Source organism: Siminovitchia fordii DSM 16014 = CIP 108821 (genome assembly GCF_000374565.1).
In the GTDB taxonomy this organism is placed as follows: domain Bacteria; phylum Bacillota; class Bacilli; order Bacillales; family Bacillaceae_C; genus Siminovitchia; species Siminovitchia fordii.
This window is the reverse complement of the sequence record NZ_KB894696.1, coordinates 37,514-54,301: the sequence shown is the minus strand read 5'-3', so window position 1 is coordinate 54,301 and position 16,788 is coordinate 37,514. Positions and strand designations below refer to the sequence as shown.

Below are 16,788 nucleotides of genomic sequence, written 5' to 3'. Positions count from 1 at the left end.
GATTGGCGGGGTTTTACTGATTTTCTTTACATACTTGAATGGTGATGGTTATATCATTTCCAAACCCCATTTTTAATAGGGCCACCTTACCTCATATTCTCCAGAAACAGCCGAATAACATCCGCTCCGCCGATGAACGTACCGACAGAACTTCCCAAATTGGCCAGCACGACGACAAGCAATATGCGTGTCACCTTGTTATGCCAAAAACCTTTGAGGCTGAAAACATCTTCCGAAAGTTTTTCAAAGTCTCTCACGTGCGGCTTACGCATATAAGCTTGAGCGGCGCCGGCGAACCATCCCGCTGCAAGAAGAGGATTCAATGAAGTGATCGGCGCAGCAACGAATGCCGTAAGGATGGCCAGTGGATGGCCAAAAGCAAGAGCTGCTCCTAGAGCTGACAATGAACCATTCCATAAGATCCAGCTGATGGTCTGCTGCCAGCCTGCAGATGGATTGGCGTAAAAAGTATAGGCAATCAAAGCAAAAATCAAAATAGGAATGGACCAGCCGATGATTTTTGGAACCTTTGATTTCGGCGGACGTTCAGATAAACGCCTAAGATCATGTTCCTTCTTGATTTCCTCCTTAATTCCAGGAACATGGGCAGCTCCCAAAACCGCTACAACCTTCTTTCCAGGAGCATCTTTGATCTTTTGCGCCAGGAATTGATCGCGCTCATCGATTAATGGTGTTTTCAGCTTTGGGAAACTTGCGGTGAATTCCTTTAAAATGGCGTTGATTGTATCTTGGTTTTTCATCTTTTCCAACTCTTCTTCCGAAATTTCCTCATTGCTGAAAATACTGAAAAACACTTGGGAAAGCAACTGTGCCTTGCCCCAAAAGCCGACATTGTTCCATATCCGGGCAAACGTGATCTGAATATTCCTGTCTGCCAAGACAAGATCAGCGCCTATTTCCTTGGCAGATTCAATACCTTGAATCATTTCCTGGCCAGCCTGAATGCCAAACTGTTTGGCCATCCGTTTTTGAAAAGACGAGATCGCCAAGTTCATCAAAAGCAGCGTAGCTTTCTTTTCCTTGATGACCTTAAATATATCCATGTCCTTCCATTGATTTTTATTTTGTATCGAATCATACCTCTGTTCATCCAGTTCGACACATACGGAATCCGGCCGTTCGGATTCGATAACCTCTTTTACCTGCTCCGCACTCTGTTTGGAAACATGGGCTGTCCCAACCAGTATGAATTCCTTGCCATTTAATTCAATTCTTGTGATATTATCTTCTGACATAAGTACCTTCCTCTAAAAAACAGTATTTTCAACTATTATAGGCTTTTTAGCCACAAATCCAGCTCAAGTTTTACTAATTCAATAAAACCACACATTTCATTTGCACGTGCTTTGTCCAAATCTATTAATAGGTAGACCAATCTGATTTTTCCTTGTTTACCTTCCAGGTGTCAGTATATTGCTTCTTAGCAGTGGAATTGTATGTCCATCCAAGTAGTAATTTTTCTATTATGAAACTGCGGCAATTGCCGTTTACTGTCCAACGCTTTAGATCGAACACTTTTCTCCTCTCCCGCATCAAACTCCTGCCAATTCTTCTTTGTTAGGTCTATTATACACTCCCCGTTGAAATCGTTTTAGCCTTAAATCATTTTCATATAGAAAAAAGTAAAATTACGTTATAATGAGAGTAGTTGCACTTAAAATCAACGGAGGGTTGAAATGAAAAAAATAATTACAGCATTGCTTACTGCAACACTTCTATTGTCTCCAGTCGGAAGCTTTGTTTTTCAGGATCATTCAACAACAGTAGAAGCCAAAGGCTATAAATCTGGGAAAAAAAGCTTCAATATGAAAAATAACCAGTCCAATTTCCAACAGAAACAAAAGCAGGAAACACCAAAAACAAACTCCACCAAACAACAGACGAATCCCAAAGGCGGGTTCTTTTCAGGGGGCCTGATGAAGGGCTTGATGTTCGGTGGATTGGCCGGGTTGCTTTTTGGAAGTCTCTTTGCAAATATGGGTGCATTGGGATCCCTATTGGGATTGATGATCAACCTAGCAGCTATCTATGTTCTTTTTGTAGTGATCCGTAAGGTGTTCCATGCCTTGACTCAGCAGAAAAGAAGAGAGGATACTGGACCGTGGGGCAGATGATTATTTCTGAACAGGACATCGTCAATGCCATCTGCATTGATCAAGCCAGGAAAAAATATGCCCAGCCTGAAGATGTGGAAGTGGAATTAATGTATGACGAAGACAGTGGTTTTTCGGCGGAAGCTTATATCAATGGGCTGAGGCAAGGCCTTCAAGAGATGGATATCATCGGAGCCCTTCGTCTATGGCTTGGTGAATTTTTAAATGAAGACCCTTATGCAGGAATCCAACTTGTTCTTGACGATACCGAAGGGATTACTGCGGTAATAAATGGATCATAACTACAGTTAGAGATAGGCTGCCTATTTCACCATAATGAGTGATGAGCGGCAGCCTTCTTTCATAATCGCTCAGACGATCAAAAATCGTTCCCCTACAACTGAACCATTTTTCTGACCAACTTCTTATTGCGCTCCTTAAACTTCTCATTATGGGAAGACACCATCCCTGCTTTCTCAGCATCCGGATCAATAAATTTCTTTGCTTTGTTTACGGCATTTGCCGCATCTTGAAAAGCTCCAGCTATTAAATGCACTTTTCCTTCATGCATGAGAATATCTCCGGCAGCGTACAGCCCTTCTATAGATGATTCACTTGACGGATTCCCCGCTACATAATAATTGTCTGCCCTTTCAACTTTCACTTCGCTCTTATCCAGTAAAGACATGTCTCTTTCATACCCATGATTCACAATCACTTCATCAACAGGCAAATAAGAAATCTCTCCTGTCTTGCTATTTTTTAACTCAACCCGTTCAATCACTTCGTGGTCGCGGTTTGCTATCAGTTTAGTAATGGATGTGTTATACAAGCAAACAACTGAGCTGTTTAAGAGATTTGTAACTTGAGCTTCATGACCGGTTAATTTACTTCTCCTATAGGTTAGATATACTTTTTTGGCAATGGGCTCCAATTCCATTGCCCAGTCAATGGCTGAATTTCCTCCACCTGAAATGATCACAGTCTTATCTTTGAATTGTTTTAATGACTTTACAGTATAATGCAGATTTGTCACTTCGAATCTTTCTGCACCTTCTATATCCAGCTTTTGCGGTTGCAATATACCACTTCCAACTGCCACAATGACTGTTTTAGAGAAGTGCCTCTGTCCCGAGGCTGTATGCAAAATAAAAATTCCTTCCTCATTTCTTGAAATGGATTCAACTTTTTCATTCAACACAATTTCCGGATTAAAGGTTAATCCTTGCTCCACAAGCTGTTCAATTAATTTTGCTCCTGTAATCGGCGTCAATCCTCCAACATCCCAAATCATCTTTTCCGGGTAAACATGTATTTTCCCGCCTAATTGCGGTTGATATTCAATAAGCTTTGTTTTCATTTCTCTAAGTCCACTGTAGAAAGAGGAATAAAGACCTGCCGGCCCTCCCCCAATTATCGTCACATCAAACAATTCCTGCTGATCCATCTGTATCCGCTCCTCAGAAACTAAATATTATTGATTATCATTCTCAATTAAAAGGTTGACTTCAGAAAAATAAGTCATTATAGTTAGTATTATAGTGAAATTGATAATCATTCTCAACTATGTTTTTTTATGGAGGTGTAAAATGATTCGCTTGTATACGGATGACTTGAATGTAAACTATGACGACCGTCTCATCATAAAAAACCTGAATGTGGAAATCCCTGATAAAAAGATTACGACCATCATTGGCCCGAACGGTTGCGGAAAGTCGACTTTATTAAAAGCGATCACACGGATCATTCCTCATCAATCAGGGTCAATCCTTTTAGACGGGAAAAATATTACGAGGAAAAATACGAAAGCACTCGCAAAAAAAATAGCGATTCTTCCTCAGACTCCTGAGGGGGTGAATGGGCTAACAGTAGGAGAGCTGGTATCGTATGGCCGCTTCCCCTACCAAAATGGATTTGGCCGCTTATCCAATAAGGATATTGAAGTCATTGATTGGGCTCTTAAAGTGACGGGAACAAGTGAATTTAAGTACCGTTCTGTAGATGCATTGTCAGGGGGGCAAAGGCAGCGGGTTTGGATCGCTATGGCCTTGGCTCAGGAAACAGAAATTATATTTCTCGATGAACCTACAACCTATTTGGACTTGGCCCACCAATTGGAAGTATTGGAGTTATTGCAAAGGCTTAATATGGAGCAGGATCGCACCATTATTATGGTTCTACATGATTTAAACCAAGCTGCCCGCTTCGCAGATTATATTATCGCTTTAAAAGACGGTGAAATCGTGAAAGCCGGGAAAGGCGAAGACGTCATCAACCGTCATGTATTAAAAAAGGTATTTAATATCGATGCTGAAATCGGGCAGGATCCTCGTACAAACAAACCGGTGTGCATCACCTATAACTTAATAAAAGGAGAACAAAAGAATGAAGAGATTATGGATACCATCCCTGCTATTCCTCATGCTGTTCATTAGTGGGTGCGGCAGTGAAACGCCAGAAAAGAAAAACGCCTCATCTTCAACTGATAAAAAAACAGAAACCATTACATATGAGTCCGAAAACGGGCCCATCGAAGTTCCTGCCGATCCCCAGCGCGTCGTAGTACTCTCTTCGTTTGCTGGAAACGTTATGGCGTTGGATGTTAATTTGGTGGGTGTCGATTCCTGGTCTAAAAAGAATCCCCGTTTTGATCAAAAGCTAAAAGATGTCGAAGAAGTTTCAGATGAAAGCCTGGAAAAAATTATTGAGTTGGATCCAGACTTAATCATTGGTTTATCTAATATTAAAAACGTTGATAAGTTAAATGAGATTGCTCCGACCGTAACATATACGTATGGGAAAGTGGATTATCTTACGCAGCACCTGGAAATTGGCAAACTCCTGAATAAAGAAAAAGAGGCAAAAGCCTGGGTTGATGACTTTAAAAAACGCGCCCAAGCAGCCGGTAAGGAAATTAAAGCAAAAATTGGTGAAGATGCAACAGTATCCGTCATTGAAAATTGGGATAAACAGCTTTATGTATATGGTGATAACTGGGGCCGCGGAACAGAAATCCTGTACCAGGAGATGAAGTTAGCCATGCCTGAAAAAGTTAAAGAAATGGCATTAAAAGACGGGTATTATGCTCTATCAGTAGAAGTGCTTCCTGATTATGCAGGCGACTATGTCATCCTGAGCAAAAATCCGGATACGGACAACTCATTCCAAGAAACAGACACATATAAAAACATACCAGCTGTAAAAAATGACAGAGTCTTTGAAGTAAATGCGAATGAATTCTACTTTAATGATCCGATCACATTAGAGCTTCAACTTGATTTCTTTATGAAAAGCTTTCTTCGTTAAAGAAAAGCGCGGGTAAACAAGACGATTTCCGAGGAGGCAGTTCTTCAGCCACCACAGGGAAGCGGCTCGACCTCAAGGGGCTAGGGCTGGAACTGGACATTACGTAACCTTTGTTTGAAGAGAAAATTCAGTAAAATTTTATACTTTCTTTAACCGAAAAAATGATCGGGAATTCTTCAGTATGGAATTCCCCTTTTTTTAAGAAAGCAGAAAAGATGAGTGACTGATAATGAATGAGAATAAATATGTTATACCCTACTCATATAAGCTGATTGTCGCAACAATTGTATTAATAGCCACATTCTTGGGTGCCCTGGTGTTTGGAGCGGCTGATATTACAATTAAAGATGTCTGGCTGGCGCTTACTTCAGAAACGGCCAGTGAAAAAATTTCCATTATCCGAGAAATACGCTTACCACGTGAAGTTGGAGCTGCTTTTGTAGGTGCGGCATTATCTGTTTCAGGTGCTATTATGCAAGGAATGACAAGGAACCCGCTTGCAGATCCAGGGCTGCTCGGATTAACGGCAGGTTCAAATGCGGCGCTGGCCATTACTATTGTGCTGGCTCCTTCTGTGAATTACTTCGGTCTCATGGTTGCTTGCTTCATTGGAGCGGCCGCTGGAGCGCTTATGGTTTTTGGAATCGGAGCTATAAAAAAGGGTGGATTCTCTCCCCTTCGTCTCGTATTGGCCGGTGCAGCGGTTACTGCATTCTTAAATGCCATTGCAGAGGGAGTTGGAATCTATTTTAAGGTTTCAAAGGATGTATCCATGTGGACATCCGGAGGATTGATTGGAACTACGTGGACCCAACTTCAAGTGATCACTCCCTTTATCATCACAGGGCTGCTTATTTCCATATATCTTTCCAGGCAGCTTACGGTTCTTAGTTTAAGCGACGAGGTTGCTGTAGGATTGGGCCAAAAAACAACCCAAATTAAGACAGCCCTTTTTATTGTCATTACACTATTGGCCGGAGCTTCTGTAGCCCTTGTCGGGAAAATGGCATTCATCGGTTTAATGGTCCCTCATGTTGTACGGGCAATAGTTGGAACCGACTATCGATTCATCATTCCGACATCAGCTATTTTAGGGGCTGCCTTTATGCTCTTAGCCGATACGCTAAGCCGGACAATCAACTCTCCATACGAAACACCAATAGTAGCGGTTACTGCCATTATGGGCTTGCCTTTCTTCTTGATGATTGTCCGTAAAGGAGGTAGGGCATTTTCATGATCCAACCCGCTTTAATCAAAAAACAGCGATTGATCCTTCTTATACTGCTGATACTTATCCTGAGCACTATTATTATTGGGTTGGGAACGGGGTACTCCCCACTTTCTTACGACAGAATCATTCCAACTATTCTGGGTCAGGGTTCGTTCAAAGAGGATTTTGTTTTATTTTCCATTCGTCTCCCAAGAATCATCATCACCCTTTTAGCCGGTATGGGATTGGCATTGTCCGGCTCTATTCTACAAGGCATTACGCGCAATGACTTGGCTGATCCGGGTATTATAGGAATCAATTCGGGAGCAGGCGTCGCCATTGCCATTTTCTTTTTGTTTTTTCCCATTAAAGCAGGTTCCTTTATTTATTTACTGCCCTTGATTGCTTTTATGGGAGCTTTAGTAACAGTTTGTTTCATTTATATTTTTTCATATAAGAGAAATCTCGGCGTTCAGCCCATGAAACTGGTTCTAGTAGGAATTGGATTTTCTATGGCTTTATCCGGGGCTATGATCGTTCTTATATCATCTGCCGAACGTGCAAAAGTGGATTTCATTGCAAGGTGGCTGGCTGGAGGTATTTGGGGCACCGACTGGCCATTTATTTGGGCCATTCTTCCGTGGCTGATCATTCTCATTCCATTTACACTATACAAAGCCAGCCGATTAAACCTCCTTGGACTTAGTGAACCCGTTGCAATCGGAGTTGGTGTAGCCGTTGAAAAAGAAAGGATCACTCTGCTATTGACTGCTGTTGCACTTGCAGCTTCCGCTGTCTCCGTCACAGGCGGAATCACCTTTATCGGGCTCATGGCACCGCATATCGCCAAAGCCTTGGTAGGACCGAGAAATCAATTATTCATTCCATTAGCGGTTCCTATTGGCGGATGGCTGTTATTAGTTGCAGATACGGTAGGAAGGAATATAGGCGATACCGACGGACTCCCGGCAGGTATTATAGTTGCCTTGATCGGGGCACCCTATTTTGTATATTTGCTGCTAAAAAAGAATTAAAGTGAAAATCCGGGCAAAGTGTCCCGGTTTTTTTATTCTCCAAAAGCGGATTTTATTCCCATTTATTCACAGTAATAGTGAATTTGTTCGGATTTTTAACTTTTGATAAAGGGAATTATAGCATTCGATCCTTGGACTCTTTTTCCGGATGGAGATAGTTTTTTCTTATTGAAAAAGCTATAATGAAGTCATTGAAAACGAAGTGAGTGATAAAATGAAACAACGAGAGCAATGGACATCAAAGATCGGTTTTGTATTGGCGGCCGCTGGAAGCGCCATCGGGCTTGGAGCCATTTGGAAGTTTCCATACATGGCGGGCACGAACGGCGGCAGTGTTTTTCTGTTTTTATTTATTTTATCTACTATAGCCATCGGCCTGCCTATTCTACTGGCGGAGTTTGTCATCGGTCGAAGAGGCCAACATGATGCGGTCACTTCCCTGAAGATACTGGCGCCCGGAAAGAAGTGGCATTGGATTGGCTGGATGGGTCTTGTCACGTCTTTCATTCTTTTATCTTTTTACAGTGTCGTGGGTGGATGGATCCTCTCCTATTTAGCAAGAGCACTGACCTTCAGCCTGAAAAGTACCGATTACGGAGAACTGTTCGGGACAGTCATCACAAATCCGATAGAGGTTCTATCGGCGCAGGCATTATTCATGTTTTTGACGATTTGGATTGTCCAAGGTGGTGTTAAGGCGGGAATTGAGCGGGCAAGCAGATGGATGATGCCTTTGCTGTTCATCTTTTTCATCGTTCTTGCCATCCGCTCTTTGACATTGGACGGTGCAATGGCGGGAGTTCGGTTCCTATTTGTTCCGGATTGGTCTTTTTTAACAGGAAAAACTTTTTTGCTTGCGCTTGGACAGGCTTTTTTCTCGCTGAGTGTGGGTGTCACTGCCATGGTGACATATGCGTCTTACCTGCCGAAAGAGGAACGTCTCGGCCAATCGGCTTTGAATGTATCGATATTGAATATATTTATTTCTCTATTAGCAGGGCTCGTCATCTTTCCGGCCGTGTTTGCACTCGGCCACTCTCCGGAAGAGGGCCCGGGATTGATTTTTGTCATCTTGCCTGCCATCTTCAATGAAATTCCACTTGGCAGCATATTTATGATTATTTTCTTTATTTTGTTGTTATTCGCCACACTGACTTCCTCCATTGCCATGCTGGAGATTGTTGTGTCGACAGGGATTCAAAAAAGATATGACCGAAGAAGACGGATGGCTTGGATATTGGGATTACTCATTTTCATTGTGGGGATTCCGAGTGCCTTGTCTTTCGGAGTGCTGTCAGGAGTGCATCTGCCGGGAGGTTCGATCTTTGACTTCGCAGACATTTTGACGAGCAGAATCGGAATGCCAATCAATGCATTGCTCGTATCACTGTTCGCGGGGCACATACTTACCTCAGCAGACACTACCGATGAACTGCGGATGAATCCGGCGGTACATTCATTATGGAAAGTGATTGTCCGGTATATCGCACCGGTTGCCATCATCCTGATTTTTGTAGCCTCATTTATCAATGGGTAACCCAATGGCTGCGGAGTGATTTCGTACCCATAGAAAACACAAGTACCATATACAAAGACCGCATCTGTAAAGAAATAGAGGAACTTAAAAAAATTTCAAATCTTTATGGAAATAGAAAAACCCGAAAGCGACCATCCAACAGATGGCGATTTCGGGTTTTGATATGCTTTTTGTTAGAGTGACTGGCTATCCATTTACAATTTACAGAGTATCAAGGCATAGATTCCACTCTTAACCTATAAGAAGGGCCGGCTATCCCCTTTATTCGGACACTGGCATGATCAACAGTGACGGATTTCAGGCATCACGTATCCTCGGCTCATTTCCCTGTCAGACTGTTCTTACTTTTATACAGGTTCCGATTTACCAGACCCATTCCTACTCACCAGCCGCGCTCCGCCATTCTCTCTTCAAGGCTTAGCTGATTTACGTCGATTCCTTTCATAGCTGCACCCAATTCTTTTGACAGTCTTCCAATTAAGTCGTAGTCAGTGTAATTAGCCGTCGCTTGTACAATCGCACCCGCAAATTTTTCAGGGTTCTCAGATTTGAAGATACCAGAGCCGACAAAAACACCGTCTGCCCCAAGTTCCATCATTAACGCTGCGTCTGCGGGTGTCGCCACTCCACCAGCCGCAAAATTGACAACCGGAAGTCTGCCCCTATCTTTGATTTGCTTAAGGACTTCATACGGTGCACCGAGATTTTTCGCTTCTGTCATCAACTCATCATCATTCATTCTTGTGATTTGACGCACTTGCGCATTTACTTTACGAAGATGGCGAACAGCTTCCACAATATTTCCTGTTCCAGGCTCGCCTTTTGTCCGAAGCATAGCAGTACCTTCTCCAATCCGACGAGCGGCCTCACCTAAGTCACGGCATCCACAAACAAATGGAACTGTAAAATCACTCTTCAAGAGATGGAACTCTTCGTCTGCTGGAGTGAGCACTTCACTCTCGTCGATAAAATCGACTCCCATTGCCTCAAGTACTCTGGCCTCAACGATATGTCCAATACGTACTTTCGCCATTACTGGGATAGATACTGCATTCATAACTTCCTCAACTATTCTCGGGTCCGCCATTCTGGCGACTCCGCCTGCAGCACGAATGTCCGATGGAACCCTTTCCAAAGCCATGACTGCTACAGCTCCAGAAGCCTCCGCAACTCTTGCCTGCTCCGCGTTGACAACATCCATGATAACGCCGCCATTAATCTTTTCCAAAGTGTTTTTTGTTGTTTCGCTTACTGGTTGTGTCATGATTGCCCCTCCATTGTATATTGTTTTTTCTTTCATTTGCCATTATTATAGAAATAAAGTGACTCTGTTGAAAGAACCAGTTTCAAAGTAAACGAAGGGGTCAGATGTGCAGGAGGCTAATTAAATGGAAATGTTATCATGCAATTTAAACCGTTCCATTGATGTTCCGCTTTATGAACAGCTTTATTTATATATAAAAAAAGAGATTACAGAAGGCCGCCTTGAATATGGTACGAAGCTTCCATCCAAGCGGAAGCTTTCTGAATTTCTAAAGGTCAGTCAAAATACGGTGGAAACTGCCTATGATCAGCTATTGGCTGAAGGGTATATTGAAAGCCTGCCCCGAAAGGGATATTTTGTACTCGCCTACGAAGACTTGGAATATGTGCAAAGCGAAGCTGCTGTAACAGATGAATTGATCGAAGAGAAGGAATTGGTGAAATATCATTTTCATCCAGGTTGGATTGATACAGAGAATTTCCCGTTTCACAAATGGCGGAAATATGCAAAAGACACAATTGACCGTCAGCATCATTCATTACTTTTGCTTGGGGATAAACAAGGAGAATTGGAGCTTCGAAGGGAAATAGCCCATTATTTATATCATGCCAGAGGCGTCCAATGTACCCCTGAACAAATCGTCATTGGGGCGGGAAGTGACAATCTGCTGCAACAGCTCATTCTCCTGTTTGCCAAAGAAACTATATATGGCGTAGAGGATCCCGGTTATCACGTCATATCGCATATATTGAAAAGCACTCAGCATCAAATACAACCGTTGGAAGTAGATGAGGAAGGTGTAAAGACTGAATCCATCGAGAATACAGACATCAACGTCGTTTACGTCACACCGTCCCACCACTTCCCTTACGGGTCTGTACTATCGGTCAATCGTCGGGTCAAACTGTTGAATTGGGCAGCGGGCGGCGATCATCGTTATATCATTGAGGATGATTACGACAGTGAATTCCGTTACAGCGGCAAGTCCATTCCTTCATTGCAAAGTATGGATCATAGCGAGAAAGTAATTTATCTGGGTAGTTTCTCAAAGTCCCTCATTCCCTCATTACGAATCAGTTATATGGTTTTACCAAAGCCTTTACTAATAAGGTATAAAGAAGTGGCACTATCTTTCTATCATTGTTCAGTCTCAAGAATTGACCAGCATATATTAACTCAGTTTATGAAAGAAAGAGATTTTGAGAGACACTTAAACAGGATGAGGAAAATTTACCGCAGAAAACTGGAAAAGACCCTGGATCTATTAAAGCCTTATCGAGAAAAGGTTGAAATAATCGGTGAACATTCCGGTCTTCATATTCTACTTGCAGTTAAAAACGGAATGAATGAACAGGAACTGGTAAAAAGAGCCTTGGAGGCAAAAATAAAAATTCTCCCCCTGTCCTCCTATTCTTTGATGAAAAAGACGGAATTCCCTCCGAAAATGATTCTTGGGTTTGCCGGAATTCCTGAGGAAGAGTTGGAACAAGCGATCACAATGTTATTGAAATGCTGGAAAATTATTTGATTTTCATATAAACGGGCCTGTCTTCAAAATGAAAACAGGCCCGTTGCCTATCTATAGAGTTGAGGGAATTTCCCCGCAGCTAATCAACGTTCAAATGCATAACGCCGTCATAGAATTTTAAACTAACTATGCCTTTGGTTCTGCTTACGAGACTTCCTGTTTTATATCTTTCACTTTTTCCCCAGTGTATAGCTTCCCAATGCCAAAACCAGTATAGATATAGATCAAGGCGAATACAATACCCAAATAAACCATTGGTGCGTATAATATGAACTGCCCTGTTGGGACTTGCAATGTAGTAGCGATAAAAGCTCCGGTTACACTCCACGGAATCATAGGTGCAAGTGCAGTCCCAGTATCCTCCATTGTCCTGGATAGATTTTTTCTGTGCACCCCATAGTCGGTATATAATGTTTTCAACATAGGCCCCAAAACAGAATACGTCACGTAGTAACTTCCAATGATCGTAAAGAGGGCCCCATGCATCGCAAGACAAGAGGTCATCATCGAACGGCTTGTTTTGGAAAACTGTTTAATTTTATCCAGCAGTACGTCAACGACCCCAGCCGTCTGCAATGGTGCCCCGAATATTGCTGCAGCAATCAAGATTGCCACTGTACTCAGCATGCTGGATAAGCCTCCTTGCTGAACGATTTGATTGACAATATCCACTCCTGTATCGAACGTATACCCGCTATTCAATACTCCGGCAATATCCAATAAACTTTGCTTCTGGAAAATCCCGCTTATCAAACAGCCAAGGAAAATGCCGATCCCGTAGACAGGGAGCGCTGGAACACCCCGCGAAATCAAAATTAAAACCGCCAATGGAGGTATGATGACCAAAGGATTTAAATTGAATTGATCCATGATTGTATTTTGTATAATGGAAATTGTTTCACTGTTAGCGGTTCCACTTTTAAACTGAAAACCTATAATCAAGTATAAAACTAATGATATTACGAGCCCAGGAACCGTAGTATAAAGTAAATGTTTCACATGCTCCATTAAGTTTACATCCACAATTGAAGAAGCCAGAATGGTGGAATCAGACAACGGAGACACTTTATCACCAAAGATCGCTCCTACAACAACGGCAGCAGCAGTATAATGTAAAGGCACCTCAAGCCCCATTGAAATCCCCATAAATGCTACACCTATTGTTCCGATCGTGGCCCAGGAACTGCCGCACATCAATGTCATAATGGCACATATTAAACAAGTTGCAAATAAAAATACCGATGGCTTCAGTAAAACCAAACCATAATATACGAAAAAGGGAATCGTGCCTGATAAAATCCAAGAACCGATCAACATGCCAACAGCTAATAATATCAAAATAGGAACAAGCATGTGACCTATATTTTTCAGGATGTCCCGTTCTATATCTTCCCATTTAATTCCCCAAATCAAAGACAGTAGAATAATCGAGGCACCACCAGTGATCAATACAACCGATGTTGGTGCTTTAATTATTGCAATTCCGCCGATTACAACTGTAATTGCTACAAGAGCAAGGATAATCGTTTTGAATACAGACAAAGATGATTTCATATTGTTAGCCCCTTTCCAAGTTCAGAAGACGTGGAGTTTTTTTATTTATACTTCGTTAAAACGCTTTCAATAGCGGCGGAATTACGCTCGATTTTTTCGAAATTCAGCCTGGATATAATACCATTAATATGGTTCCTCATCCGTTTACGGGCCAAATCCTCATCACTGACTCTGATTGCTTCCAGGATATCCAAATGTTCTTTAGGAGAAATGGGGTCATAAAGCCTTTCACTATAAAATGTCAAATATATGTTTGTTAATGATATTAACTCTCGGAGTTGTTTAATTAAAATTTCATTTTTTGAAAGCTTAGCGATTTCAATATGGATATCATATACATTTTTCAGTACTCCCCCTATGCTCTTTACCTCATAAGCTTCTTTCTCCTTTTGAATCAAATCCTCTATTTTCTCAAAAACAGGTTGAAACTTTGCGTAATTTCTACAGGCTTTTGTTACTGCACAATCTTCCAGTAATATTCTCATTTCAAAAACATCTTCTACTTCCCTTGGAGTGGGTTCATTTACAAATGCACCTCTTCGCGGAAGAATTTTTACATACATCTCGTAAGACAGTCTCCGCAATGCGGAACGTATAGGCGTCCGGCTCACATTGAGCGCCTGTGCCAATGCCTCCTCTGAAAGCTTCGTTCCTGGTGTCAATTCCCGATTAACAATCGCATTTTTAAGCATTGTATATATCTTATTTTCTAAATTACTATCCATATGAACCCCCCCTTATTTATTAATCTGGATTTCTGATTGTATACAATTTAAAATACAACATATTAAGACGCTTTTCAATAGTCTAATAATTTCTATTTAGAAATCTTTTATAAATCCCAGTAATATTCCGACTGCTAATAGTCTAGCAACTTAATTTGTTACTCCTTCCTCTTTTCCTTCCAAGCTGCTACGTCTTTTGGCGAAAAACTACATACTTATTGGTGCAGAAACGTTTTAATCTCAAGTTTTGATAAGGTTATAAATATTCTTCCAGGCTGTCCGTGCTGCATATTGAATGTCCATTCACTAAAAAAAAAATGATTCAAAAAAAATAAGGCAACCCAAGAAATGCATCATTTTCCTTTGGTTGCTTTTTGTTTACCCTATTCATAAAAAAAGTGGCATTACTCATTTTATCCATTGCAAGGTTGCAGCGTGTTGTGCTGTCTGTGATATATTGACATTCTTTTATATCATACCGTTCTAAGGATTCTGTGTGAACCTTTTGATTGCTGTCAAAGATAATTCTAACTGGTTTCCCAAATTCCTCTGACTTATTTACGTATCCACAAATCCATTTTCATCTTAATTGATGAGTTGGTCCTTACCTATCCTCTTCAAAAATTTATAGAATGTCTCCCGTTTCTTACCCATTTGTGAATATTTAGCAATAACCTTTTCAACTGTATCGTACAATTCATCTGGTGTTAGGTTCTCCCTCAACAAGAAACCCACCTCAGCGTCTTTCCCTTTCGCTTTTCCGCCAACATACAAATTGTAATGATCCCTAATCTTCATAATGCCTAAGTCGCTTAACATTGGCTCACCGCAACCGATAGCGCAACCTGTATAAGCAACCTTTAGAGTAGATGGTACGGGTTTTCCTGCTATACGGCGATTTATCTCTTTTGCCACCGGCATTCCTTCCCTCTCTTCCCCTTTGCAAAAGTTACAGGTTCTTAAGCTTTTTACAAAGTTGCCAACTGGATAACATGCTAATCCAACACTTTGGAATTCTTCTATGATCTTTTTTTTTTTATCCTCTGGAATTTCTATATAGAGTTGCTGGAAGGTTGTCAATTCAAGTTCTTCATCTTCATTCATGTATTTTGAGATCGTTACAAGTTGTTTTGAATTTAGTTTTGCCCCAAACCCTATTCCTCCATTTATGGCGATTTTAATTTTTCCTACATCGCTCTTCAACATTATTTCTCCCCTCTTTATTTACTGTACCAAGGTATAGTAAATAAGTGATTGAAATATACCTGCTTAATTAACTACACAGGATACATTAGTTATCTATTTTTAATATCTCCCTTATTTCATCTATATTTTGTTCAAACCCTATCAGGAATTTTGGTTTACTCATCCACCTTAAAAGGGATTGCCCTTTAAACACAAACGTTGGAACAATTCTTGTACCTGATATCCGGATTAAATCCCTTTCCTTTTCTGGTTGTTTTGATAAATCATACTCTATATAGGAGATATTTTTCTCTGCAAGAAACTTTTTCGCTGCCTGGCAATCCGAACATGTAGGCCGGGTATAAAGTTCAAACTTCTTCATACTCATATTCTCCTCACCTTTAAAAAATAGAAAAGGGGATCCGATCTATGGCTTTCAGGAAAGTATTTGCAATTTTTGGCCCCCTTCCCTTATTCCGTACATATTAATGAACCTCGATCACAAATGGATATACATTGACTCGTTCTCCAAATTTGAATTCAGCCCAAAGTTTATAAATGCCTCGTTTGTTAAATTGGGTTTGAAAAACTGTTTGATTATCTGAAACCGGGTGAACATGGATAAACTGTTCTCCATCTTCATCCAATATGACAACATGACCCAAAGCACCCAAATAAGGCTCTGGTTTGGCATCTTTTATGTCGAAATCAAAGGTAACCTCTTTATTGACTACTAAGGATGTAGCCTTCAATTCAACCGGTTGGCCATTGACTGTTTTTATAAATTCCGTATCTACAACAAGGTTATTGTCTTGATGCTGTTTATGCGTTTCACCTACATGTAATTCGATCGGTTTTGGGAAATATTCAAGATTCTTTGGTTTGATATCTACGAACACTTTATAAGAATGATCGGCTAACCTGATGGGTACTTGGTAGAATCCTTCACTCTTCTTTTCAGGATGTAAATGATGGTACTCTTTCAGGTCTGAACTGACTATAATGAGATGCATATATTTTTCATGTGAAACTTCGAGTTCAGGAACATGACCATTTTTATCTTTTAACTCAATTGTAATTTCTCCGTCGTTATAAGATATTTTTGGTGTCATTTCAGTAGAAACGTTTGCACCATGGTTCATATGTTGGTGGTGATTATGGTGATTATGCTGATTCTCCATGTTTGCTTCCTCCTGTTCTACATCTGTATGATTAGTCAGTCCATCCGTTGCAGGATTCACACTTGCGTAAATACTATAAGCTGAAATGACGATCACAAGGTATACAACGGCCGAAACCGTCCAAATCCATATGTTTCGTTTCATAGGAGA

16 protein-coding genes are annotated in these 16,788 nt (G+C 41.1%); 8 read left to right on the top strand and 8 right to left on the bottom strand.

All coding sequences use genetic code 11. The features are described 5' to 3' along the window. Positions 1–86 precede the first annotated feature (86 nt). Complete coding sequence (locus tag C509_RS0115375) at positions 87–1,256, bottom strand: TraB/GumN family protein (RefSeq protein ID WP_018707819.1); 1,170 nt, start codon at positions 1,254–1,256, stop codon at positions 87–89. A gap of 441 nt (positions 1,257–1,697) precedes the next feature. Between C509_RS0115375 and C509_RS0115365 the strand changes: the two genes are divergently transcribed. Both C509_RS0115365 and C509_RS0115360 read left to right on the top strand, forming a co-directional pair. After that, positions 1,698–2,135, top strand: coding sequence for a hypothetical protein (locus C509_RS0115365; RefSeq protein WP_018707818.1), 438 nt, complete (start codon positions 1,698–1,700; stop codon positions 2,133–2,135). Then, positions 2,132–2,416, top strand: coding sequence for a DUF2653 family protein (locus tag C509_RS0115360; protein WP_425423167.1), 285 nt, complete (start codon positions 2,132–2,134; stop codon positions 2,414–2,416). The genes C509_RS0115365 and C509_RS0115360 overlap by 4 nt, the downstream gene beginning before the upstream one ends. Positions 2,417–2,508: 92 nt before the next feature. Here the strand turns inward: C509_RS0115360 and C509_RS0115355 are convergent, their stop codons facing one another. After that, a complete protein-coding gene (locus C509_RS0115355; protein ID WP_018707816.1) occupies positions 2,509–3,561 on the bottom strand; it encodes an NAD(P)/FAD-dependent oxidoreductase in 1,053 nt (350 codons plus the stop codon). Between the two features lie 142 nt (positions 3,562–3,703). On the opposite strand from C509_RS0115355, the gene C509_RS0115350 reads away from it, so the two are divergent. The 5 genes from C509_RS0115350 to C509_RS0115330 all read left to right on the top strand — a co-directional run bounded on the left by C509_RS0115350 (position 3,704) and on the right by C509_RS0115330 (position 9,201). Further along, on the top strand, positions 3,704–4,549 hold the full coding sequence (locus C509_RS0115350) for an ABC transporter ATP-binding protein (protein WP_018707815.1): 846 nt from the start codon (positions 3,704–3,706) through the stop codon (positions 4,547–4,549). Then, positions 4,500–5,420 carry an iron-hydroxamate ABC transporter substrate-binding protein gene (locus C509_RS0115345; protein WP_018707814.1) on the top strand — a complete coding sequence of 307 codons (921 nt, stop codon included), beginning with the start codon at positions 4,500–4,502 and terminating at the stop codon, positions 5,418–5,420. Before C509_RS0115350 ends, C509_RS0115345 begins: the two co-directional genes overlap by 50 nt. Before the next feature lie 229 nt (positions 5,421–5,649). After that, on the top strand, positions 5,650–6,657 hold the full coding sequence (locus C509_RS0115340; protein WP_018707813.1) for a FecCD family ABC transporter permease: 1,008 nt from the start codon (positions 5,650–5,652) through the stop codon (positions 6,655–6,657). Beyond that, positions 6,654–7,664, top strand: coding sequence for a FecCD family ABC transporter permease (locus C509_RS0115335; protein WP_018707812.1), 1,011 nt, complete (start codon positions 6,654–6,656; stop codon positions 7,662–7,664). The genes C509_RS0115340 and C509_RS0115335 overlap by 4 nt, the downstream gene beginning before the upstream one ends. Before the next feature lie 214 nt (positions 7,665–7,878). After that, positions 7,879–9,201, top strand: coding sequence for a sodium-dependent transporter (locus C509_RS0115330; RefSeq protein WP_018707811.1), 1,323 nt, complete (start codon positions 7,879–7,881; stop codon positions 9,199–9,201). 382 nt (positions 9,202–9,583) lie between these two features. Here C509_RS0115330 and pdxS read toward each other — a convergent pair whose 3' ends face one another. Then, entirely contained in the window at positions 9,584–10,465 is an 882-nt protein-coding gene (gene pdxS / locus C509_RS0115325) for a pyridoxal 5'-phosphate synthase lyase subunit PdxS (protein ID WP_018707810.1), read from the bottom strand. A gap of 124 nt (positions 10,466–10,589) precedes the next feature. On the opposite strand from pdxS, the gene pdxR reads away from it, so the two are divergent. Next, positions 10,590–11,993, top strand: coding sequence for a MocR-like pyridoxine biosynthesis transcription factor PdxR (pdxR, locus tag C509_RS0115320; protein ID WP_018707809.1), 1,404 nt, complete (start codon positions 10,590–10,592; stop codon positions 11,991–11,993). Positions 11,994–12,137: 144 nt separating this feature from the next. On the opposite strand, the gene nhaC is transcribed toward pdxR, so the two are convergent. The 5 genes from nhaC to C509_RS0115295 form a co-directional block, all read right to left on the bottom strand. Further along, positions 12,138–13,547 (bottom strand): Na+/H+ antiporter NhaC, encoded by a 1,410-nt coding sequence (nhaC, locus tag C509_RS0115315; RefSeq protein WP_018707808.1) that lies wholly within the window; start codon positions 13,545–13,547, stop codon positions 12,138–12,140. 41 nt (positions 13,548–13,588) lie between these two features. Then, complete coding sequence (locus tag C509_RS0115310) at positions 13,589–14,272, bottom strand: GntR family transcriptional regulator (RefSeq protein WP_018707807.1); 684 nt, start codon at positions 14,270–14,272, stop codon at positions 13,589–13,591. 585 nt (positions 14,273–14,857) lie between these two features. After that, a complete protein-coding gene (locus C509_RS0115305) occupies positions 14,858–15,478 on the bottom strand; it encodes a Nitrite and sulphite reductase 4Fe-4S domain protein (RefSeq protein WP_018707806.1) in 621 nt (206 codons plus the stop codon). 85 nt (positions 15,479–15,563) lie between these two features. After that, positions 15,564–15,839: a glutaredoxin domain-containing protein gene (locus C509_RS0115300; protein WP_018707805.1), complete on the bottom strand. Its 276-nt coding sequence runs from the start codon at positions 15,837–15,839 to the stop codon at positions 15,564–15,566. A 103-nt stretch (positions 15,840–15,942) separates the two neighbouring features. Beyond that, the gene (locus C509_RS0115295) at positions 15,943–16,782 is read right to left on the bottom strand and encodes a hypothetical protein (protein WP_018707804.1); all 840 of its coding nucleotides are present in this window, start codon (positions 16,780–16,782) and stop codon (positions 15,943–15,945) included. Between the last annotated feature and the right edge of the window lie 6 nt (positions 16,783–16,788).

Bases quoted from the DNA above. Each gene is read 5' to 3' on its own strand.
- pdxS (WP_018707810.1), bottom strand. From the start codon at position 10,465: ATGACACAACCAGTAAGCGAAACAACAAAAAACACTTTGGAAAAGATT.
- nhaC (WP_018707808.1), bottom strand. From the start codon at position 13,547: ATGAAATCATCTTTGTCTGTATTCAAAACGATTATCCTTGCTCTTGTA.
- pdxR (WP_018707809.1), top strand. From the start codon at position 10,590: ATGGAAATGTTATCATGCAATTTAAACCGTTCCATTGATGTTCCGCTT.
- C509_RS0115375 (WP_018707819.1), bottom strand. From the start codon at position 1,256: ATGTCAGAAGATAATATCACAAGAATTGAATTAAATGGCAAGGAATTC.
- C509_RS0115365 (WP_018707818.1), top strand. From the start codon at position 1,698: ATGAAAAAAATAATTACAGCATTGCTTACTGCAACACTTCTATTGTCT.
- C509_RS0115355 (WP_018707816.1), bottom strand. From the start codon at position 3,561: ATGGATCAGCAGGAATTGTTTGATGTGACGATAATTGGGGGAGGGCCG.
- C509_RS0115300 (WP_018707805.1), bottom strand. From the start codon at position 15,839: ATGAAGAAGTTTGAACTTTATACCCGGCCTACATGTTCGGATTGCCAG.
- C509_RS0115310 (WP_018707807.1), bottom strand. From the start codon at position 14,272: ATGGATAGTAATTTAGAAAATAAGATATATACAATGCTTAAAAATGCG.
- C509_RS0115350 (WP_018707815.1), top strand. From the start codon at position 3,704: ATGATTCGCTTGTATACGGATGACTTGAATGTAAACTATGACGACCGT.
- C509_RS0115295 (WP_018707804.1), bottom strand. From the start codon at position 16,782: ATGAAACGAAACATATGGATTTGGACGGTTTCGGCCGTTGTATACCTT.
- C509_RS0115330 (WP_018707811.1), top strand. From the start codon at position 7,879: ATGAAACAACGAGAGCAATGGACATCAAAGATCGGTTTTGTATTGGCG.
- C509_RS0115360 (WP_425423167.1), top strand. From the start codon at position 2,132: ATGATTATTTCTGAACAGGACATCGTCAATGCCATCTGCATTGATCAA.
- C509_RS0115335 (WP_018707812.1), top strand. From the start codon at position 6,654: ATGATCCAACCCGCTTTAATCAAAAAACAGCGATTGATCCTTCTTATA.
- C509_RS0115305 (WP_018707806.1), bottom strand. From the start codon at position 15,478: ATGTTGAAGAGCGATGTAGGAAAAATTAAAATCGCCATAAATGGAGGA.
- C509_RS0115345 (WP_018707814.1), top strand. From the start codon at position 4,500: ATGAAGAGATTATGGATACCATCCCTGCTATTCCTCATGCTGTTCATT.
- C509_RS0115340 (WP_018707813.1), top strand. From the start codon at position 5,650: ATGAATGAGAATAAATATGTTATACCCTACTCATATAAGCTGATTGTC.